We start from the raw sequence: 20,440 nt of genomic DNA on the forward strand, positions 1-20,440 counted from the left end.
CGGGGCGTCTTCGTCTGGGATCCAGTGCGGTGTCACCCTATTCCACGACGCGGGTCGTGACCTCCAGCCCGCCGGTGAGGGTGAAGTGCAGCGTCGCGCCACGCTCCAGCGGCCCCACGCCGGCCGGGGTGCCGGTGAGCACCACGTCGCCCGGCTGCAGCGTGAAGTGGCGGCTCATCTCCGCCACCAGGGTCGCCACCGGGAAGAGCATGTCTGCCCCTTCACCGTGCTGGCGCGGCTCGCCGTCGACCTCCAGGGTGAAGGAGAGCCCGCTCCAGTTGGGCACCTGCGAGAGCGGCAGGAAGGACGAGAGCGGGCAGGCGCCGTCGAAGGCCTTGGCGATCTCCCAGGGGTGCCCCTTCTCCTTGAGGCGCGACTGGACGTCACGCAGGGTCAGGTCCAGGGCCAGCCCAATGCCGACGATGCCCCGCTCGGCCTCGTCGGCCGTGACATGGGAGAGTTCCTCGCCGATCAGCAGCGCCAGCTCCGTCTCGTAGTGCACCTCACCCCGCGCGAAGGGCGCGTCGACCGGCTGCTCCAGGGGCACGGCAGCGGTTGCCGGCTTGATGAACAGCAGGGGCTCGCTGGGCACCGGGTTGTCCAGCTCTCGAGCATGGTCGGCGTAGTTGCGACCGACGCAGACGATCTTGCCCAATGGCTCGGGGAATGGCTGGCCATCGGTGAAACGGGGCACGAAGCGCATGGCGATTCTTCTCCTTCTGGTGGTCGCCGCCGCGGTCAGGCGACAAGCCCTTCAGTCTACCCCAGCGACATCATGGGTCCAGCGTACGGCGGTGGCCGGCCACTCACGATGGCGTCTCGGGCGACCAGCGCTCGCCCGGCTCGTGGGCCAGGAAACGCGGACGACGACGGCCTGCCCCGAAGGGGGCGACGCAGCGATTGTCGAGGCGATTGTAGACGAAGAAGGCGTTGCTGCGCGGATCAGGCGACATGTTGGCGTTGGAGCCATGCAGCACGTTGCAGTCGAACAGCAACAGGCCGCCCGCCGCGCCGGTCGGCGCATCGATGCCGTGCCGGTCGATCAGCGCGCGCAGCGCCTCGCGGCCCGGCACCCCGACTTCCTGCTGCTTGAGCGACTGCTTGTGGTTGTCGTCCGGGGTCTCCCCCAGGCAGGGCACGAAGACCTTGTGGGAACCCGGCACCAGCATCAGCGGCCCGTTGAAGGGGTGGTTGTCGGTGAGCACGAGGGAGGCGCTCACCGCATGCATGGCCGGCATCCCGTCCTCGGCGTGCCAGGTCTCGAAGTCCGAGTGCCAGCTGAAGCCCTTGCCCTCGAAGCCGGGCTTGTAGTTGATGCGCGACTGGTGGACGTAGGCCTCCCCGCCGAGGATCTGGCGGGCACGGCCCATCAGGCGAGCGTCATGGGCCAGGCGCGAGAAGCGCCGCGAGAGGAAGTGCACGGCGAACAGCGAGCGGATCTCGTTGCCCTGGGGCTCGGTGATGCTGAAGTCGCGGCCGCGGAAGTCGTCGTTGTCGAGCAGGGTCTCGAGTTCCCGGCGCAGCTCGGCGAGCTCGTCGCCAGTGATGAAGCCGGGCTCGAAGAGGAACCCCTGGCGCTCGAACGCATCGAGCTGCGCCTGGCTCAGTGGCCCTTCCTCGGCACGTCCCTTGACCACCCCTTCGTGGCGGCTGAGCCATGGCATGTCCAACGGCTCGGCCAGCCGGGTCGGATAGGGATCCTGGCCCGGGCGCGGCGCGCTCTTCACGCGGCTCTGGGGGTCGGGAGAATCGACGACGGCGTTGAGGTCAGCCTGTTCCAGCGTGCGATAGGACGATGTCTGCACTGACATCCAATCACCTCCTGTGACTCCGTGATCAGTCTCAGTTCGAACATGTTCCGACGGCAGGACAGCCGCGGGCGACCCCAGTGAAGGAGCCGCACGAGGCCATATGGTGACGCCCTAGGGGGTTTCAAGGGCAACGAAAAAAGCCACCTCGACGGGTGGCCTCTTCTATGCTGCGACTCTTGGTTTTCCTGGCGATGGGCCAGGGACTTCCCGGTGCTTGATGGTGCCGGCAGCAGGAGTCGAACCCGCGACCTACTGATTACAAGTCAGTTGCTCTACCAACTGAGCTATGCCGGCTCGGGAACCGACTCGAGTCACAGAATCGGAAACAGGGTTGGCGTGGCTGGGGTACCAGGATTCGAACCTGGGAATGCCGATACCAAAAACCGGTGCCTTACCACTTGGCTATACCCCAGCAGATTGGTGGCCAGAGACGGAATCGAACCGCCGACACGGGGATTTTCAATCCCCTGCTCTACCGACTGAGCTATCTGGCCGCTGCCAACGGTGCGTATTAAACCCCAGCGGGCCGTTTCCGTCAACCCCTTCCGTTTCAGAAAGATGGCCGAGGATCGGCGACATGGGGGCTACTCGCCCCGGGGAACATAGCCTTCGGCCTGGTCGGTCTCGCGGTTGTCGAGGAAGCGCTCCATCTGCTCCATCAGGTACTCCCGGGAGGCGGCGTCGAGCATGTTGAGGTGCTTCTCGTTGATCAGGCGAGTCTGCAGCGCCTGCCACTCCTCCCAGGCCTGGCGGGAAACGCTGGCCTGGATCTCCTGGCCCTTCTTGCCGGGCAGCGGCGGGAACGGCAGGGCGTCCATTTCCTTCTGGTACTTGCGACAGAAGACGGTCTGGCTCATTAGGTCTCTCCTCGTGCGGGTGTCAGGGCCCGGCAGTGGTAGTCAGCGCGAAGGGCGCCAGGGACGCCAGCAGCGCCTTGACCGGCGCCGCCAGGCCGATGCTGGCGGGATCGGAGGGATCGTACCAGCAGCGCGCCTCGTCCACCGCGTCCAGCCGACCGATGCGTGCCGGCTGCGGGGTGATCTCGAGGCGGAAATGGCTGAAGACATGGGTGAAGGGCGCCCAGGCAGGCTCGAGCGCGCTGCCCGGTGCCCGGGCGTCCAGCCAGGCCCGCAGCGCCTCGGCATCGTCGAACTGCGGCAGACTCCAGAGCCCGCCCCAGAGGCCGCTGGAGGGGCGCTGCTCGAGCAGCACGCGCCCCTCCCGGTCCTGCAGGAGCAGCATGAGGGTGGTGCGCGTGGGCAGGGCCTTCCTCGGCTTGCCCTCGGGGAAGAGCTTCTCCTCGCCGCGGGCGTGGGCGACGCAGACCTCCTCGAAGGGACAGCGAGCGCAGTCCGGGGTGCCGCGCCGGCAGAGGGTCGCGCCCAGGTCCATCATCGCCTGGGTGAAGTCGACCAGCCGCTCGTCGGGCGTGTAGTGCTCGGCCAAAGCCCACAGCCGCCGTTCTACCGCCGGTCGTCCCGGCCAGCCCTCCACGGTGTGCAGGCGCGTGAGGACGCGCTTGACGTTGCCGTCGAGGATCACCGCGCGCCGCCCGGTGCTCTGGGCGATGATCGCCCCGGCCGTGGAGCGGCCGATGCCGGGCAGCGCCGCCATCTCGTCGAGGCTGTGGACGGGAAACGCCCCATCATGCTGATCGGCCACCACCCGAGCGGCCTTGTGGAGGTTGCGCCCCCGGGCGTAATAGCCAAGCCCGGTCCACAGGTGCAGTACCTCGTCCTGGTCGGCCGCCGCCAGCGACGCCACGTCGGGAAAGCGTGTCATGAAGCGCTCGAAGTAGGGGATCACCGTGGCCACCTGGGTCTGCTGCAACATGATCTCCGAGACCCACACCCGGTAGGGGCTGCGTTCGTGCTGCCAGGGCAGATCGTGGCGGCCGTGCTCGTCGAACCATGCGAGCAGGCGCTGCTGGAAGCGCTCCGGTGGCAGGATGGCTGGCGGCATGTCCGTCATGGGGCTCTCACTGCGCGCAAAAAAGCGCCGACTGGGGAAGTCGGCGCAGGGACTGGTCGTACGTGTTGCTCAATTGAATAGACCCTTCAGGGCGTCGCGAAGTTCCTTGCCGGCTTCCTCGCCGATGCGCTCGTCGATCTTCTCGGCGGCGCCCTCGAGGCGCTTCTCGACCTCCTCGCCGGCCCGCTGCGAGGCCTCGTCCCGCAGCAGCTCGGCCAGGGTGCCCTGGAAGGCCTGGCGGTCGACGCGGCACCATTCGGCACTGTCACCGTCCAGCTGCCCCTCGCAGCGCACCGGCAGCGGCACCCGCTCCAGGCGCCGGTTGACCTCACAGGGAGCGTTCTCGGCATTGACCAGCCGTACGGCGGCACGCAGGTCGAACTGCTCGCTGACCAGGTCCAGTTCGCCCTTGCCGCCCACCTCCATGCCGGGCAGCGTGACCAGAAGATCGTCGCTCCTGGCGGTACCTTCATCCAGCTTGAGGGTGGCACGGATGCGCTCGAAGCGGGTCTCGTCGCGCCATTCGCGGTCGAGCTGCTCGCCCTCCAGGGCGGCGGCCGTGGTGCACAGCTCCCGGGAGATGTTGACCCCGGGAATCGCGCCCTCCTCGACGCGGGTGGCGAGGTTGCCGCCCAGATGGCGCCTGAGCTCCACCAGGGTGTTGCCACGGGTGGCGAGCTCGCCCTCGCCGCTGAAGCGCCCGCTCAAGGGGGCGGGCTCGTTGCCGAGGGCCTCGAGCAACGACTCCAGGCGCACCCGCTCGACCTTCGGCGCCAGCTGCCAGCGGGCCGGCGTCTCGCGCATGTCGAGGGCACCGTCGGCGGCCAGGCGGCCATCGTGGAAGCGCGACTCGAAGGCGACCAGGCGATGGCGCCCGTCACGCCCCTCGAGGGTCAGGTCGACGTCCTGAAAGTCCAGCCCCGCCAGACGCAGCTCACCCAGGGACAGGTGAGCATCGAGCGTGAGTGCGGCCAGCCAACCCGTCGGCATCAGGGCGTCCGACTCGGCGGCATGGGCCCGGCGGACGCCCGGCAGGCGCCACAACGAGGCGCCGTCGTCCTCCACTCCCGGGGGCGGCAGGTAGCCGTCCACGTCGAGCTGGTCACCCTGCAGGTCGGCGGCGAGTTGTTCACCATCGTACTGCCCCGCCAGGCGGCCGGTGAAGGTGCTGCCGTCCAGCACCAGGGTCAGGCCGGCGAGCTCGAAGCGTTCGAGGTCGCCGCTGACGGGGCTGGTCAGCGCCACGTCGGAGAGCGCCTCGCCATTGGCCATCTCGGGCATCATGTCGAGCCGCGCCAGCCAGGGACGCAGCGACAGCGGCGCCAGGCGCAGCTGGCCGGTGTAGGCCGGTGCCTCGGCGAGGTCGCTGAAGTTGAGGTTACCGTTGAGCTCCAGGCCGTCGGGGCCGGTGAGCGCCATGTCGCGCAGGCGGGCGCTCTGCTCGTCGAGGTCGGCATCCAGGGAGAACGCCAGCGACAGCGGCGCCACCTTCTCGCCCAGGCGCGGATGTTTGAGGCTGGCGTCGAGCTGCCCCTCCTCCAGCTGCAGGCTGCCGTCGGCGACGTTCACGACCAGCTCGGCGCCCTGAAGGTTGACCTTCTGTTCGCTGTCGAGACCGGCGAGACGGTTGACCGTCTCCAGGCTCAGCCCCTCCAGCACGTGCCGGCCCTCCGCCAGGCCCAGGGCCACCCGGCCCTCCAGGGAGACGTCGCTGACCAGACGCGCCTCACGCTCCTGCTCCCGCCAGTCGAGGCCCTCGTGGGCCGTCAGCCGGAAGGAGGACGCGACCGGGAAGGCCCGCCCGGGATTGACGTTGCTGCCACTGACCTGGACGTTCTCGAAGAGCAGTTCGCGATCGCCCAGGGCATCGCGGAAACGCACCTCACCGTCCCGGACCTGCACGCTGGCGACGTTGAGCGCCACCGAAAGGCCGGTGTCGATGTCGGGGTCGGGCCCGGCGCTGGCCGGGGCCAGGGCGGCCTCGGCCTCCTCGCTGCTCTCTCTGAGCTGCTCGAGCAGCACTTCCCAGTTACCCTCCCCCTGGGCGTCGCGCCGAAGGTCGAGATAGAGGCCCTCGAGGGTCAGGCCGTCGATGGCGATCTCCCCGCGCAGCAGCGGCGTGAAGGCGAGGCTGACCTCGGCGTGGGAGAAGGCGGCGAAGGGCGTCGAGTCGACCGCCTGATCCGGCAGGCGGGCCTCGGCCTTCTCCACGCCCACCCCCAGACGGGGGTAGAAGGACCAGGAGAGGGAGCCATCCAGGGTCAGTTCCAGCCCGCTGTGTTCTCGCACCACCTCGACCAGCCGCGGCTTGAGGTCATTGGGGTCGAAGAAGGTGGTGACATAGACCACAGCGCCGACCATCACCAGGCCGAGCACGCCGATGGCGGCAAGCAGGGTCCGCAACAGGCGCTTCATTGCTGGCCTCCCCGCGGTGACAGGTCGAGCTCGAAGTAGTCGCCGTCCTTGGTGAGCCGGTAGCCGAGCCGGGCAAGCAGCATCTGGTCGGCCACCGGGAGGTGGGTGGAGTCGGCATAGAGGCGACGTCCCTCGGCATGGGCGCTCTCGCTGACCAGCGCCAGCAGCCGTGAGCCGACGCCGCGCCGCCGGGTCGTCCTGCGCACGCAGAGGTTCGACAGCCACCAGGCGTCCTGGTCGGGCTTCACCGCCACAGCGCCCAGCAGCCGGTCGTTGAAGCGGGCGCAGCTGAACAGGTGGCCACTCGCGAGATGGTCTCGGATGAAGTCGTCCACGGGCAAGGGCAGGCGCTCGGCGGGAGCGTCGGCGTAGATGCGCGCGAGGTCGAGGCGTATCTGGGCATCCGCTTCCCAGGCGGCCTGGTCGACCTGTTGAAGGGTCACCGGCATGCGTGATTCTCCTTGAGCCGGGGCGGCGGGGTCGCCACCACTGTAATGGCCCGCATTGTAGCGGATGGGGCAGGCGATTCACTATAATGGCAGGCTCGCGGCGTCAGGCACAGCACCCGGCGCCCTTCCGCCTTGCCGGCCGGTGGCCATCACCGGCCCCTCTCGACACGCGCCCCGGCGCTGGAGACCCGACATGTCCGAGCGTATCGCCACGGTCACCCGGAACACCCGGGAAACCCAGATCACGGTGACCATCAATCTCGACGGCGAGGGGCGCCTGGCCTGCGAGACCGGCGTGCCCTTCCTCGACCACATGCTCGACCAGGTGGCCCGCCATGGCCTGATAGACCTCGACATCGAGGCGGTGGGCGACCTGCACATCGATGACCACCATACCGTAGAGGACCTCGGCATCACCCTGGGCCAGGCCTTCCATCAGGCGATCGGCGACAAGCGCGGCATCCACCGCTACGGCCATGCCTACGTCCCCCTGGACGAGGCCCTGTCGCGGGTGGTGGTAGACTTCTCCGGCCGCCCGGGACTCTTCATGGACGTCGAGTTCACCCGCGCCAGCATCGGCCGCCTGGATACCCAGCTGTTCTGGGAGTTCTTCCAGGGCTTCGTCAACCATGCCCGGGTGACCCTGCACATCGACAACCTGAAGGGCTTCAACGCCCACCATCAGGCGGAAACCATCTTCAAGGCCTTCGGCCGCGCGCTGCGCATGGCCGTGGCACCGGACCCGCGCATGGCCGGCCAGATGCCGTCCACCAAGGGCAGTCTCTGAGGCCGCCAAACGATCACACGAGGAGCGCTCCATGACCATTGCCGTCATCGACTACGGGATGGGCAACCTGCATTCCGTCGCCAAGGCACTGGAACACGTCACCCACGAGAACGTGATCGTGACGCGGGATGCCCGTCGCATCCGCGGCGCCACCCGCCTGGTGCTGCCCGGCCAGGGCGCCATCCGCGACTGCATGGGCGAGCTCGAGAAGACCGAACTGCGTGGCCTGGTCGAGGAACTGCTCGCCCGCCAGGCCAAGCCGCTGCTCGGCATCTGCGTCGGCCAGCAGATGCTGCTCGATCATAGCGAGGAGAACGGCGGCATCGGCTGTCTGGGTTTCCTGCGCGGCGAGGTGAGGAAGTTCCCGACCGACATGCGCGATGACCGGAACAATCGCCTCAAGGTGCCCCACATGGGCTGGAACCTGGTGCACCAGCACCATGACCACCCCCTGTGGGCAGGCATCGACCAGGACGAGCACTTCTACTTCGTGCACAGCTACTATGTCGACGCCACCGACGACGCCACGGTATTCGGCACCACCGAGTATGGTCGCGTGAATGCCCATGTGGCCATCGGCCGCGATGCCACCTTCGCCGTGCAGTTCCACCCGGAGAAGAGCTCCCGGGCCGGCCTCAAGCTGCTGGAAAACTTCGTTCAATGGACGCCCTGAGCGGCGACACACTTCACGGGAGTGGCCGCCGCGCCACCATTCAGGGCGCCCGTGGCCGCGCCAACCGAGGACACTGACATGCTGGTAATTCCCGCCATCGACCTCAAGGACGGCAAGTGCGTCCGCCTCAAGCAGGGCCGCATGGACGATGCCACCACCTATGGCGACGACCCGGTGGCCATGGCCGCCCGCTGGGTCGAGGCCGGCGTCCGGCGCCTCCACCTGGTCGACCTGAACGGCGCCTTCGAGGGCACGCCGGTCAACGGCGAGGCGGTCACCGCCATCGCCCGCGCCTGGCCCGACCTGCCCATCCAGATCGGCGGCGGCATCCGCAGCGCCCGTACCATCGAGCACTACCTCGAGGCGGGGGTCTCCTACGTGATCATCGGCACCAAGGCGGTCAAGGAACCGGCCTTCGTCGGCGAGATGTGCAAGGCCTTTCCCGGCCACGTGATCGTCGGCCTGGACGCCCGGGATGGCTTCGTGGCCACCGACGGCTGGGCCGAGGTCTCGACGGTGAAGGCCACTGACCTGGCCAAGCGCTTCGCCGACGACGGCGTCTCCAGCATCGTCTACACCGACATCGCCCGCGACGGCATGATGTCCGGCGTCAACGTCGAGGCCACCGCTCAGCTTGCCCGCGAGGGGGGCCTGCCGGTGATCGCCTCCGGCGGGGTGACCGACCTCGATGACCTGCGCGCCCTGATCGCGGCCGGCGAGCCGGGGATCCTGGGGGCCATCACCGGGCGGGCCATCTACGAGGGCAGCCTCGACGTGGCCGAGGCGCAACGGCTCTGCGACGAACTCAGCCACAAGGGGAGCTGATCCATGGGACTCGCCAAGCGCATCATTCCGTGCCTGGACGTGGACGCCGGCCGCGTGGTCAAGGGCGTCAACTTCATCGGCATCCGCGACGCCGGTGACCCGGTGGAAATCGCCCAGCGCTACAACCAGCAGGGCGCCGACGAGATCACCTTCCTCGACATCACGGCGAGCCACGAGGACCGCGACACCACGGTGGAGATGGTCGAGCGCATCGCGGGCGAGGTGTTCATCCCCCTGACCGTGGGCGGTGGCATCCGCACCTGCGACGACATCCGCACCATGCTCAACGCCGGCGCCGACAAGGTGTCGATCAACACCGCCGCGGTGACCAATCCCGACTTCGTGCACGAGGCCGCCGAGCGCTTCGGCAGCCAGTGCATCGTGGTGGCCATCGACGCCAAGAAGGTCTCCGGGGAAGGCGAGCCGGACCGCTGGGAGATCTTCACCCATGGCGGACGCCGCCCCACCGGGCTGGATGCCGTGGAGTGGGCGAAGCAGATGGTGGCCTACGGCGCCGGAGAACTGCTGCTGACCAGCATGGATCGCGACGGCACCAAGGTCGGCTTCGACCTGGGGGTGACCCGCGCCATCGCAGACGCGGTGAGCGTGCCGGTGATCGCCTCCGGCGGGGTCGGCAACCTCGACCACCTGGTCGAGGGCGTCATCGAGGGCGGCGCCGACGCGGTGCTGGCGGCCAGCATCTTCCACTTCGGCGAATACACCATTCCCGAGGCCAAGCGCTACATGGCCGAGCGGGGGATCGAGATGCGGCTGTAGGAAAACGACGGGCTCGCCATTTGGCGAGCCCCTTGCATTCTGGCCGGCCTGGGTCTACTCCTCGGCGGAGAGGCCCAGGTTGCTGACGCCCTCGTTGCGCCCCAGCCGACGCAGCGCCTTGAGTGCCTCGCGATCCAGCTCTCCCGCCTCCACGGCCTCGAGCACCGCGTCCTGGAAGTCGTTCTCGTCCGCCATCAGCGGATGGCCGCGCACCAGCTCGCCCAGCCGCGCGGCGTCCTCCTCGCCCTCGGTGAGCTCGATATAGGCTCGCACCCCGCTGCGGGACGCCCGGCTGACCTCCAGCACCGCCTCCGGGGCCTCGCCGCGCAGGGTGTCGAGCAGCGCCGAGAGGGCCACCACCGCCTCCAGGGCACGACGGGCACCGAAGCTGTCGTCTTCGCCGGGGGGCTCCAGGTCGGCGAGCTTCTCGGCCTGGCGGTCGAAGTCGATGCGTGCCTCCTTCACCGCCAGCCGCTCCCAGACCAGGTCCAGGATCACCCTGATGCCATGCGGGTCGCCTTGGCCGGTGGTTTCGGCGTAGAGGCGGTAGTTGGGCAGCAGTCGCTCGCAGAGCGCCGCCATGAAGGCCTGCTGGCGTCGCGGGTCGAGCTGCTGCAGGCGTTGGAAGAAGCCGCTCATGGAGTCTCCTTGGGATCCTGTTGTCCGAGTTCTCGATGGATGGCAAGGGGCGTCGGGGGCAGGCCGGAGGGGAGGTCCTACGCAAGGGAAGGCGTCGGTAGCGCCCAGGGATGGGTTCACAGCGCCTCCCCATAGGCCTGTCGCCGAATCAGCCCCGCTGACGTTTCGCAGATCAAGGCCATAGAAGCTCCGCCGGGGCACGCCCACGGGGATCGAACAGCACGCCCTCGGCGACCAGCCGCTTGCGCTGCTCATCGGCCCCGCCGTGATCGGCCAGCTTGCGGGAGGCGGTGATGACCCGGAACCAGGGCAGGCCGTGGCCGGTGGGCAGCTCACGCAGGGCCCGTGCCACCAGGCGCGGCGTGGCGCCCTCGGTCATCGCGGCGATGCGCCCGTAGGTGGTCACCCGGCCGGGCGGGATCTCGGCCAGGATGGTCAGTATCTGTTCCCGCAGCTCCGGCTTCATGTACCCTTGCGCTCCGTCCCGTCCGTCACTCGGTATTCCATCAAGGCGAGGCCCGCATGCACGTTCACCTTCTCCAGCACAGCCCCCACCAGGGACCGGCCCGCATCGCCGACTGGCTTGCCAGCATGGGCCACAGCCATACCGTCTTCCACCTCGATGCGGGGGAGCTGCCGCCGCGGCTGGCCGACGGCGATGCGCTGATCGTGCTCGACGGCCCGGAGGGCAGCCTCGAGGATGGCCAGTGCCCCTGGCTCAGAGGCGAGCGCAAGCTGATCCACCAGGCGCTGGACGCCAACAAGCCGCTGCTGGGGATCGGCTTCGGCGCCCGGCTGATCGCCGAGGCGCTGGGGGCGGTGGTGGCCCGCGGCACCGTGGCCGAGACCGGCTGGCACCGGGTGGACCTCGCCCCGCTGAGCCCCGTCGACCTGCCTGACACCTTCGAGGCCTTCATGTGGCACCGCGAGGTCTTCGCGCTGCCCGACTATGCCCTGGCGCTGGGCCGCAGCGAGGCCAGTTCGCTGCAGGGCTTCACCTGGGACGACGGCCGGGTGGTGGCCCTGCTCTGCCATCTGGAGGCCACCGCCGCCAGCGTCACCGCCCTGCTCGACCATCAGGCGCCGCCCGAGGGCAGCGAGACCAGCCTCCATGCCCAGGACCGGGCGGCAATGCTCGACGACCCAAGGCGCTTCGACCGGCTGGCCCCGCTGCTCGACCGCCTGCTCAGCCAGTGGCTGGGCAGCACGGCCGCGGCATGAGGGCTCAGGCCGACTGGGGCTGCGGCCGGCCGTCCCGGCGCGCCTCGGCGGACCACTCCCTGGCGACCTGCAGGCAACTCTCCCAGTCGCCGACGTGGAGGAAGTGGCGCTCGGGGTGCTTCTCCAGCTGGTGGCGATAGAGCGGGTCGTAGTATTCGGTCAGCAGCGGGGCCAGCCACGCCTCATGGGCCTGGCGGTTGCCCCGTTCATGCTCGCGGAAGGCGAGCGCCTGTAGCCGCTGCAGGCGTGCCAGTCGTTCGCTGCCCAGGCGCTTGCGCAACCTGCCCAGGGCGGCGGCGAGCTGCTTGCGCATCAGCGCCCAGCCCAGCCAGTCGCCGAACTGCCGGCGATGGACTTCCCAGAGGTCATCGATGTAGTCCTTGCGGATCTGCGCCAGCCGCCAGTCCAGCGGCATCTCGATGCGGATGCGCGGTGCCGACACCATGCCTTCCCAGAAGCGCAGCGGGATATTGGCCGCCCCGATGCGCCGGGATTCGTCCTCCACCACCACCGGCCCGGGCAGGTCCAGCAGGCGCCGCCCCATGGCATGCTCGAAGTCGATCTGGCTGGGCGCCGGCAGCGGGTGGCGCCCGAAGGCCGAGCCCTTGTGGCGAGCACAGCCCTCCAGGTCGAGCCCATTGTCGAGAGCCAGGATCAGCGGCGTCTTGGCACAGCCGGTGAGGCCGCCCACCACCAGCAGCGGCTGTTCGGCCGCACCGTCGATGCGTGCGCAGAGGGCCTGGCGCATCGCCTTCCAGCCGCCGCGGATGCGCGGGCGCAGGGTGCCGACATCCGCCAGCCACTGCTGGGCGACCTGGGAGCGCAGCCCGCCACGGAAGCAGTAGATGATGGCATCGGGATGGGCGGCGAGAAGCCGCTGCCAGGCGGCGACCCGCGCCGCCTTGAGGCCGCCGCTGACCAGCCGCTCCCCCAGGGCGATGGCGGCGTCCTGGCCATGCGCCTTGTAGGCGATCCCCACGAGGTGGCGCTCCTCGTCGTCCATCAGCGGCAGGTTGACTGCCCCTGGCAGGGCACCCTGGGCGAACTCCACCGGCGCGCGGACATCGATCAGCACGCGCCCTTCTCGCAGCAGTGCGAGGTCGGGCTCGACCAGCGGCAGGCTCATCCACGCACCTCGATCAACGCTTGCCCGCCGGCCTTGACGACCTCGCCGAAGGGCACAAGCTCGATGCCGTGCTGGCGGCCGATGCGTTCCACATCGTCCTCCCAGGAGGGGTGCACCGAGAGCAGCAGGCCACCGGAGGTCTGCGGGTCGCAGAGCCACTGCCAGTGGGCCTCGTCCATCTGCGGCAGACTCGCGCCCAGCGCCTCGCGGTTGCGCTTGGTGCCGCCGGGCACCGCGCCCTGACGGCGGTAGGCCTCGGCCTCGGCCAGCCGCGGCAGGCGGCGGAAGTTGACCCGGGCGGCCACGCCACTGGCCGTGCAGATCTCGGCGAGGTGTCCGGCGAGGCCGAAGCCGGTGACGTCGGTCATGGCATGCACACCCTTGACCTTCGCAAGCTCCATGCCGATGGCATTGGACTTGAGCATGGTCTCCCGCGCCAGGCCTTGGTGGCCGGGCTCGATCAGCCCCTGCTTCTCGGCCGTGGTCAGCAGGCCCACCCCCAGCGGCTTGGTGAGGAACAGCAGGTCGCCGGGCTTCGCGCCCTTGTTGAGCTTTAGATGTTCGAGGTCGACGAGGCCGTTGACCGCCAGGCCGAAGATCGGCTCCGGGGCGTCGATGGAGTGGCCCCCGGCAAGCGCCAGGCCGAGCTCGCGACACACCGCCTGGGCACCGGACACCACGTCGCCGGCGACGTCGGCGCCGAGCTTGTCCAGCGGCCAGCCGAGGATGCCCAGCGCCAGCACCGGCTTGCCGCCCATGGCATAGACGTCGCTGATGGCATTGATCGCCGCGATACGGCCGAAGTCGAAGGGGTCATCGACGATCGGCATGAAGAAGTCGGTGGTGGCGATCATGCCGCGACCGTCGCCCAGGTCATAGACGGCGGCGTCCTCGCGCCCCTGGTTGCCGACGATCAGCCGCGAGTGGCTGGCCCCCGGGCCGGCCTTGGCGAGGATACCGTCAAGCACGTCGGGGGCGATCTTGCAGCCGCAGCCGGCGCCGTGGCTGTACTGGGTCAGGCGGATGGCGCTCATCTCGTTCTCCTTGGCATTCACTACCCGCATTCTACATCAGAGTGGGGGGCCTAGAGGGCGTCAAGGGCCTCGGCGAGCTTGTCCACGGCAACCACCTCCATGCCCTCGGGCGAGCGCTTGGGGGCATTGCCGCGGGGCACGATGGCCCGCTTGAAGCCGTGCTTGGCCGCCTCGACGATGCGCTCCTGGCCACTGGGTACCGGGCGGATCTCGCCGGAGAGCCCCACCTCGCCGAACACCACCAGCTCCCGGGGGAGCGGCCGGTTCTGCAGGCTGGAGACCGCCGCCAGCAGCACCGCGAGGTCGGCGCTGGTCTCCAGCACCTTGACCCCGCCGACCACGTTGAGGAAGACGTCCTGGTCCCCGGTGAACAGCCCGCCATGGCGATGCAGCACCGCCAGCAGCATGGCCAGGCGATTCTGATCGAGGCCCACGGCGACGCGGCGCGGGTTGCCCAGCGCCGACTCGTCGAGCAGCGCCTGGACTTCCACGAGGATCGGCCGAGTGCCCTCCCAGACCACCATCACCAGGCTGCCGGCACTCTGCTCCTCGTTGCGCGAGAGGAAGATGGCGCTGGGATTCTTCACCTCCTTGAGGCCGTGCTCGAGCATGGCGAACACCCCGAGCTCGTTGACCGCGCCGAAACGGTTCTTCTGGCCACGGAGTGTGCGAAAGCGGGAGTCCGCCCCGCCCTCGAGCAGCAGCGAGGCATCGATCATGTGCTCCAGCACCTTGGGGCCCGCCAGGCTGCCGTCCTTGGTGACGTGCCCCACCAGCATCAGCACGGTATTGCTCTGCTTGGCGAAGCGGGTCAGGGCCGCAGCGGACTCACGCACCTGGGCCACACCGCCGGGCGCCGAGGCGATGTCCTCCAGGTGCATGGTCTGGATGGAGTCGATGATCAGGATCTCGGGGCGCTCGCGCTCGGCCACGGCGAGGATGGTCTCGATGCTGGTCTCGGCCAGCATCTTCAGGCCCTGCACCGGCAGCTGCAGGCGATGGGCGCGCATCGCCACCTGGGAGAGCGACTCCTCGCCGGTGACGTAGACCACCTGGCGGGACTGGGCCAGCTTGCAGGCGGTCTGCAGCAGCAGGGTCGACTTGCCGGCCCCGGGATGTCCCCCGAGCAGCACCGCCGACCCCGGCACCAGGCCTCCGCCCAGCACCCGGTCGAACTCCGCGAAGGTGGAGGAGAGCCTGGGTACCTCGCTGAGGTCGACGCTGGCCAGGTCGACCAACTCGCGGGACAGGCCGCCGGCATAGCCGCCGCGCGCGGTCGCGGAGGCGCCCGTGGCGGCACCGGGCCGCGCCGCCGAGAGACGAACCTCGCTCAGGGTGTTCCACTCCTGACAGCTGCTGCACTGCCCCTGCCACTTGCGGTACTCGGCACCACACTCGGTGCAGACGAAGGCGCTCTTCGCTTTGGCCATGCGGTGCTCTCTCCCACGGTCAGGGCCATCTTTCCATCCGCCACGGGCCTCGTGCCGATGGCATGCCCGCAACGACAAGGGGCGACCCTGAGGGCCGCCCCGCTACTGCGCATTCAGACGTTTACAGGCGCTTGAGCTGCAGCATCTCGCTGTTCTGGAAGCGCCGCAGGTTAGGATCGATCAGCTCGAGGGTCCGCTCATCGACGCGCAGGAAGTAGTAGGTCTGCCCTTCGCCATCGGGGGTCAGCTCGTAGACGGTGGCGGTGGGATCCTGCTCGGTTCCCTCGAGGACCTCCCAGTTACCCGCGTAGTTCTCGTCCGGCGGGTCCTGCGGGTGCTCCCGATAGGAGGCCTCGAGGTCGAAGGTGCGCTCATCGGCCGCATCCTGCTCCTCGCCGTTCAGGGTCACGTTCAGGTCGATGCCGTCGCAGTTGCGACACGGCAGGGTTCCCTGGTAGGTCGCCGTAGTCGCTTCCATCTCGGGGGCGGCGGCCTGGTCGGTGGGTCCGGCGGCGCAGCCGGCCAACAGGGCGGCCAGGGCAGTGCCGGCCAGCAAGGTCCTGATTTGCATTTGTGTCCTCCTAACCAATGGGCATGACGCCGTGATGCACGGCAGCCTGAGTGACAGCATAACCTCTCGTGCCCTCAGCGGACAGCCTTCCCGCCATGCGTCAAGCCAGCGGATAGACATGGGTGAAGATAAGTGCCAGCACCAGCGGCATGACCACCAGGCTGCCCAGGTTGCCGATCAGCACCAGCGAGGCCACCTTGTGGGGCTCCTGGCGATACTGCTCGGCTACCAGATAGTTCAACACGGCCGGCGGCAGGGCGGCAAACACCCATAGGGCCGCCGCCTGGAGGCCCGACAGGTCGAGCCACCAGATCAGCGGCACGGCCAGCACCAGCCCCGAGAGCGGACAGAGCACCGCCCCGAGCAAGCCCGTCTTCCAGTCGCCGAAGTCGATGTCCAGCATCCGCACGCCCAGGGCGAAGAGCATCAGCGGAATGCAGACCCCGCCCAGCATGTGCAGCGCCTCCAGAAACCAGCCCGGCAGCGGCACACCGCCCAGGTTGACCGCGAGGCCCGCCAGGCTCGCCAGCACGATGGGCATGCGCAGGAGCCGCCACAGGGGAGTATGCGGGCTGAGCATGTAGAGCCCCACCGAGAAGTGCAGCAGCATCTCGATGATGAACAGCACCACCGCCGCCGGCAGGGCCTTCTCGCCGAAGGCCAGCACGAGCAAGGGGATCCCCATGTTGCCGGAGTTGTTGAACATCATCGGCGGCAGGAAGGTCTTGGTCTCGAGCTTCAGCCACTTCGCCACCGGCCAGAGCACAAGCCCCGATCCCAGCACCACCACGGCCCCGGCCAGGGCCAGGCTCGCATAGTCCGCCAGGGGTGCCTGGCGGTCGGCGAGCACGGCGAACACCAGCATGGGCACGAAGAGCTCCATGTTCAGGGTGTTCAGGCCGCGAATATCCGGCGTGCGAAAGCGGCCGTAGAGGGCCCCGCAGCCGGCGATCAGGAAGACGGGCAGCAGGGTGGCGAGGATCTGGGCGGTCATTACACGGGTCCATAGGCAGCGAATGATCGATGGCGGCCCCCGAGACTAGCATGGCCGTGGCTTGCGCGGTCACGCCGCTCGGGTCACCATGACCAAAGTCCAACCCCTCGAGCGAGTGACCATGAGCAAGTTCTGGAGCCCCGCCGTTCGCGAGCTGACGCCCTATGTCCCGGGCGAACAGCCCCGCGAGCGTCTGATCAAGCTGAACACCAACGAGAATCCCTATCCGCCGGCCCCGGGGGTCGAGGCCGCCCTGCGCGACTTCCCCGCCGACCACCTGCGGCGCTATCCGGACCCGGAGTCCCGCGCCCTGCGCGAGGCCCTGGCGGCGGAGCTCGGGGTAGCGACAGAGCAGGTGTTCGTCGGCAACGGCTCCGACGAGGTGCTCGCCCTGGCCTTCCAGGCCTTCTTTCGCCAGGCGCGGCCGCTGGAGATGCCGACCATCTCCTACAGCTTCTATCCGGTCTACTGCCGCCTCTATGGTGTCGAGCGCCGCACCCACCCGCTCGACACCGAATGGCGCGTCGACCTTGATGCCTTCGGCCAGGATGCCGGCGGGGTGATCTTCGCCAACCCCAACGCCCCCACCGGCCATGGCCACGGACGCGAGGCCATCGCCGGACTGCTCGAGCGGGTTTCCGAGGCGGTGGTGCTGGTCGACGAGGCCTACGTGGACTTCGGTGGCGAGAGTGCCGTGCCGCTGGTCGAGCGCTTTCCCAATTTGCTGGTCACCGGGACCTTCTCGAAGTCGCGCAGTCTGGCCGGGCTGCGGCTCGGCTATGCCGTAGGCTCCCGCGAGCTGATCGAGGGGCTGGAGCGGGTCAAGGACTCCTTCAACTCCTACCCCGTCGACAGCCTGGCCAGTGCACTGGGCATCGCCTCCCTGGCGGACCACGAGCACTTCGAGGCCTGTCGCGAGGCGGTGATCACCACCCGCGAACGCACCCGGGTGCGACTCGAGAGCCTGGGCTTCCAGGTGTTGCCCTCGCAGGCCAACTTCGTGCTGGTCAGCCACCCGGAGCTCGATGCCGCCCAGCTCTTCGTGGGCCTGCGCGAGCGCGGCGTGCTGGTGCGCCACTTCAACACCGAGGTGCTGCGTGACCACCTGCGGATCTCCATCGGCACCGATGACGAGATGGACAGCCTCGTCGAGGCGCTCGAGAGCCTTTGCCGCTAGGGCCGCCCATGGTCAAGGAACGCCCTCGACTGCCCCTCGTCAGGGTCCATCACGTGGCACTGATCACTGCCGACTACGCCCGTGCCCGGCGCTTCTATCTCGAGGTGATGGATGCCGAGATCATCCACGAGACCTGGCGAGCCGAGCGTGACAGCCACAAGCTGGACCTGCAACTCCCGGGAGGTATCCAGCTCGAGCTGTTCTCCTTCCCTTCGCCGCCGCCACGCCCCAGCTACCCCGAAGCCTGCGGGCTTCGTCATCTCGCCCTGGCCACTTTGGACCTCGAGGCCTGCATCGACCTGCTGAGGGCCCGTGGTGCGCAGCCGGAACCCATTCGGGTCGACGAGATCACGGGCGCACGCTTCACCTTCCTGGCCGACCCCGATGGCACCCCGATCGAGCTGTACGAAGTGCCAACGCAGGAACGGCGGCCCTAAACGAGGAAACCCCAGCGTCGTCAGTAGCCGGGGTTCCTGAAATGAAAAAACCCCGTGCTCTTTCGAACACGGGGTTTTCTCGGGATAGGTGCCTGACGATGACTTGGCCGGCACTCCGGGACTCTTCATGGGGAGGCCCCCGAAACGACGAAACCCCGACCAATGGCCGGGGTTTCTGAATAAGTGCCTGACGATGTCCTACTCTCGCATGGGGAGGCCCCACACTACCATCGGCGCTGAGCGGTTTCACTGCTGAGTTCGGCATGGGATCAGGTGGTTCCCGCACGCTATGGTCGTCAGGCGAAAAACGGTGAATCATGCTGGCGAGAACGTCTCGTCGTATCCGGCTGTCGGTCGCCATCGGCAGACCGCTTGGGTGTTATATGGTCAAGCCTCACGGGCCATTAGTACCGGTTAGCTCAACGCCTTGCAGCGCTTCCACACCCGGCCTATCAACCAGCTGGTCTCGCTGGGCCCTTCAGGAGGCTCGAGGCCTCGGGGATGTCTCATCTTGAAGGGGGCTTCCCGCTTAGATGCTTTCAGCGGTTATCCCGTCCGCACATAGCTACCCGGCAATGCCACTGGCGTGACAACCGGAACACCAGAGGTGCGTCCACTCCGGTCCTCTCGTACTAGGAGCAGCACTTCTCAAACATCCAACGCCCACGGCAGATAGGGACCGAACTGTCTCACGACGTTCTAAACCCAGCTCGCGTACCACTTTAAATGGCGAACAGCCATACCCTTGGGACCGACTTCAGCCCCAGGATGTGATGAGCCGACATCGAGGTGCCAAACACCGCCGTCGATGTGAACTCTTGGGCGGTATCAGCCTGTTATCCCCGGAGTACCTTTTATCCGTTGAGCGATGGCCCTTCCATACAGAACCACCGGATCACTAGAACCTACTTTCGTACCTGCTCGACGTGTCTGTCTCGCAGTTAAGCACCCTTATGCTCTTGCACTCAATGCACGATTTCCAACCGTGCTGAGGGTACCTTCGTGCTCCTCCGTTACGCTTTGGGAGGAGACCGCCCCAGTCAAACTACCCACCACACACGGTCCTCGATCCGGATCACGGACCTGAGTTAGAACGCCAATGATGCCAGGCTGGTATTTCAAGGTTGGCTCCACCCGAACTGGCGTCCGGGTTTCCAAGCCTCCCAGCTATCCTACACAAGCAACATCAGCGTCCAGTGTGAAGCTATAGTAAAGGTTCACGGGGTCTTTCCGTCTAGCCGCGGGTACACAGCATCTTCACTGCGATTTCAATTTCACTGAGTCTCGGGTGGAGACAGCGTGGCCATCATTACGCCATTCGTGCAGGTCGGAACTTACCCGACAAGGAATTTCGCTACCTTAGGACCGTTATAGTTACGGCCGCCGTTTACCGGGGCTTCGATCAGGAGCTTCGCGTGAGCTAACACCATCACTTAACCTTCCGGCACCGGGCAGGCGTCACACCCTATACGTCCGCTTGCGCGTTTGCAGAGTGCTGTGTTTTTAATAAACAGTTGCAGCCACCTGGTATCTTCGACCGGTTCAGGCTCGGGGAGCAAGTCCCGTCACCCTATGCCGGCGTGCCTTCTCCCGAAGTTACGGCACCATTTTGCCTAGTTCCTTCACCCGAGTTCTCTCAAGCGCCTGGGTATTCTCTACCTGACCACCTGTGTCGGTTTGGGGTACGGTCCCACTGTATCTGAAGCTTAGAGGCTTTTCCTGGAAGCGTGGCATCGATGACTTCCAGACCGTGGTCTGTTCGTCTCGTCTCTCGGCCTTGGGGAACCGGATTTGCCTGATCCCCCAGCCTACTGACTTTCACCAGGACAACCAACGCCTGGCTCACCTAGCCTTCTTCGTCCCCCCATCGCAATACAGTGAGGTACGGGAATATTGACCCGTTTCCCATCGACTACGCCTTTCGGCCTCGCCTTAGGGGCCGACTCACTCTGCTCCGATTAGCGTCGAACAGAAACCCTTGGTCTTCCGGCGGGGGAGTTTTTCACTCCCCTTGTCGTTACTCATGTCAGCATTCGCACTCGTGATACCTCCAGCAGACCTCTCGATCCACCTTCATCGGCTTACACGACGCTCCTCTACCGC

Annotated in this window: 20 protein-coding genes, 3 tRNA genes and 2 rRNA genes; 7 read left to right on the plus strand and 18 right to left on the minus strand. The window is 67.6% G+C overall.

The genetic code is table 11. From position 1 onward, the window contains the following. Positions 1-37 precede the first annotated feature (37 nt). The 9 genes from QLQ83_RS04750 to QLQ83_RS04790 all read right to left on the minus strand — a co-directional run bounded on the left by QLQ83_RS04750 (position 38) and on the right by QLQ83_RS04790 (position 6,646). Positions 38-703, minus strand: coding sequence for a fumarylacetoacetate hydrolase family protein (locus QLQ83_RS04750; protein WP_282734404.1), 666 nt, complete (start codon positions 701-703; stop codon positions 38-40). A 103-nt stretch (positions 704-806) separates the two neighbouring features. Continuing rightward, positions 807-1,811 (minus strand): ectoine hydroxylase, encoded by a 1,005-nt coding sequence (gene thpD / locus QLQ83_RS04755; RefSeq protein ID WP_282734405.1) that lies wholly within the window; start codon positions 1,809-1,811, stop codon positions 807-809. A 218-nt stretch (positions 1,812-2,029) separates the two neighbouring features. Next, positions 2,030-2,105 (minus strand) — tRNA-Thr (locus tag QLQ83_RS04760). Positions 2,106-2,148: 43 nt separating this feature from the next. Beyond that, positions 2,149-2,223: transfer RNA gene (locus QLQ83_RS04765), tRNA-Gln, on the minus strand. A gap of 6 nt (positions 2,224-2,229) precedes the next feature. Continuing rightward, positions 2,230-2,305 (minus strand) — tRNA-Phe (locus tag QLQ83_RS04770). A 90-nt stretch (positions 2,306-2,395) separates the two neighbouring features. Beyond that, positions 2,396-2,668, minus strand: a complete 273-nt coding sequence (locus QLQ83_RS04775) for an oxidative damage protection protein (RefSeq protein WP_250063664.1) — start codon at positions 2,666-2,668, stop codon at positions 2,396-2,398. A gap of 22 nt (positions 2,669-2,690) precedes the next feature. Further along, complete coding sequence (gene mutY / locus QLQ83_RS04780) at positions 2,691-3,782, minus strand: A/G-specific adenine glycosylase (protein WP_282734406.1); 1,092 nt, start codon at positions 3,780-3,782, stop codon at positions 2,691-2,693. Positions 3,783-3,851: 69 nt separating this feature from the next. Next, positions 3,852-6,197, minus strand: coding sequence for an AsmA family protein (locus tag QLQ83_RS04785; protein ID WP_282734407.1), 2,346 nt, complete (start codon positions 6,195-6,197; stop codon positions 3,852-3,854). Further along, positions 6,194-6,646, minus strand: coding sequence for an acetyl-CoA sensor PanZ family protein (locus QLQ83_RS04790; RefSeq protein WP_282734408.1), 453 nt, complete (start codon positions 6,644-6,646; stop codon positions 6,194-6,196). The genes QLQ83_RS04785 and QLQ83_RS04790 overlap by 4 nt, the downstream gene beginning before the upstream one ends. A gap of 193 nt (positions 6,647-6,839) precedes the next feature. Between QLQ83_RS04790 and hisB the strand changes: the two genes are divergently transcribed. From hisB to hisF, 4 genes are all read left to right on the plus strand, one after another. Then, positions 6,840-7,433: an imidazoleglycerol-phosphate dehydratase HisB gene (hisB, locus tag QLQ83_RS04795; RefSeq protein ID WP_282734409.1), complete on the plus strand. Its 594-nt coding sequence runs from the start codon at positions 6,840-6,842 to the stop codon at positions 7,431-7,433. A 31-nt stretch (positions 7,434-7,464) separates the two neighbouring features. Then, positions 7,465-8,106, plus strand: coding sequence for an imidazole glycerol phosphate synthase subunit HisH (gene hisH / locus QLQ83_RS04800; protein ID WP_282734410.1), 642 nt, complete (start codon positions 7,465-7,467; stop codon positions 8,104-8,106). 78 nt (positions 8,107-8,184) lie between these two features. Then, positions 8,185-8,931, plus strand: coding sequence for a 1-(5-phosphoribosyl)-5-[(5-phosphoribosylamino)methylideneamino]imidazole-4-carboxamide isomerase (hisA, locus tag QLQ83_RS04805; RefSeq protein ID WP_282734411.1), 747 nt, complete (start codon positions 8,185-8,187; stop codon positions 8,929-8,931). 3 nt (positions 8,932-8,934) lie between these two features. Continuing rightward, positions 8,935-9,708, plus strand: coding sequence for an imidazole glycerol phosphate synthase subunit HisF (gene hisF, locus QLQ83_RS04810; protein ID WP_282734412.1), 774 nt, complete (start codon positions 8,935-8,937; stop codon positions 9,706-9,708). Positions 9,709-9,762: 54 nt separating this feature from the next. Here hisF and QLQ83_RS04815 read toward each other — a convergent pair whose 3' ends face one another. Both QLQ83_RS04815 and QLQ83_RS04820 read right to left on the minus strand, forming a co-directional pair. Beyond that, entirely contained in the window at positions 9,763-10,347 is a 585-nt protein-coding gene (locus QLQ83_RS04815) for a YjaG family protein (RefSeq protein WP_282734413.1), read from the minus strand. A 172-nt stretch (positions 10,348-10,519) separates the two neighbouring features. Further along, positions 10,520-10,813: an MGMT family protein gene (locus QLQ83_RS04820; protein ID WP_282734414.1), complete on the minus strand. Its 294-nt coding sequence runs from the start codon at positions 10,811-10,813 to the stop codon at positions 10,520-10,522. A 56-nt stretch (positions 10,814-10,869) separates the two neighbouring features. On the opposite strand from QLQ83_RS04820, the gene QLQ83_RS04825 reads away from it, so the two are divergent. Beyond that, positions 10,870-11,568, plus strand: coding sequence for a type 1 glutamine amidotransferase (locus tag QLQ83_RS04825; RefSeq protein WP_282734415.1), 699 nt, complete (start codon positions 10,870-10,872; stop codon positions 11,566-11,568). Between the two features lie 4 nt (positions 11,569-11,572). Here QLQ83_RS04825 and mnmH read toward each other — a convergent pair whose 3' ends face one another. From mnmH to QLQ83_RS04850, 5 genes are all read right to left on the minus strand, one after another. Further along, on the minus strand, positions 11,573-12,694 hold the full coding sequence (mnmH, locus tag QLQ83_RS04830) for a tRNA 2-selenouridine(34) synthase MnmH (RefSeq protein WP_282734416.1): 1,122 nt from the start codon (positions 12,692-12,694) through the stop codon (positions 11,573-11,575). Then, complete coding sequence (selD, locus tag QLQ83_RS04835) at positions 12,691-13,728, minus strand: selenide, water dikinase SelD (protein WP_282734417.1); 1,038 nt, start codon at positions 13,726-13,728, stop codon at positions 12,691-12,693. The genes mnmH and selD overlap by 4 nt, the downstream gene beginning before the upstream one ends. 50 nt (positions 13,729-13,778) lie before the next feature. Further along, a complete protein-coding gene (radA, locus tag QLQ83_RS04840; protein WP_282734418.1) occupies positions 13,779-15,158 on the minus strand; it encodes a DNA repair protein RadA in 1,380 nt (459 codons plus the stop codon). A 121-nt stretch (positions 15,159-15,279) separates the two neighbouring features. Beyond that, positions 15,280-15,729 (minus strand): copper resistance protein NlpE N-terminal domain-containing protein, encoded by a 450-nt coding sequence (locus tag QLQ83_RS04845; RefSeq protein WP_282734419.1) that lies wholly within the window; start codon positions 15,727-15,729, stop codon positions 15,280-15,282. A 100-nt stretch (positions 15,730-15,829) separates the two neighbouring features. Continuing rightward, positions 15,830-16,723, minus strand: a complete 894-nt coding sequence (locus QLQ83_RS04850) for an AEC family transporter (protein ID WP_282734420.1) — start codon at positions 16,721-16,723, stop codon at positions 15,830-15,832. A 121-nt stretch (positions 16,724-16,844) separates the two neighbouring features. On the opposite strand from QLQ83_RS04850, the gene hisC reads away from it, so the two are divergent. Beyond that, entirely contained in the window at positions 16,845-17,900 is a 1,056-nt protein-coding gene (hisC, locus tag QLQ83_RS04855; protein WP_282734421.1) for a histidinol-phosphate transaminase, read from the plus strand. 53 nt (positions 17,901-17,953) lie between these two features. Further along, positions 17,954-18,337 carry an SMU1112c/YaeR family gloxylase I-like metalloprotein gene (gene gloA2 / locus QLQ83_RS04860; protein ID WP_411971115.1) on the plus strand — a complete coding sequence of 128 codons (384 nt, stop codon included), beginning with the start codon at positions 17,954-17,956 and terminating at the stop codon, positions 18,335-18,337. 185 nt (positions 18,338-18,522) lie between these two features. Here the strand turns inward: gloA2 and rrf are convergent. After that, positions 18,523-18,638 (minus strand): 5S ribosomal RNA (gene rrf / locus QLQ83_RS04865). A gap of 82 nt (positions 18,639-18,720) precedes the next feature. Continuing rightward, positions 18,721-20,440: ribosomal RNA gene (locus tag QLQ83_RS04870) — 23S ribosomal RNA — on the minus strand; the annotation flags it as partial.

It is taken from the genome of Halomonas rhizosphaerae (assembly GCF_030010555.1).
Classification (GTDB): Bacteria; Pseudomonadota; Gammaproteobacteria; order Pseudomonadales; family Halomonadaceae; genus Halomonas; species Halomonas rhizosphaerae.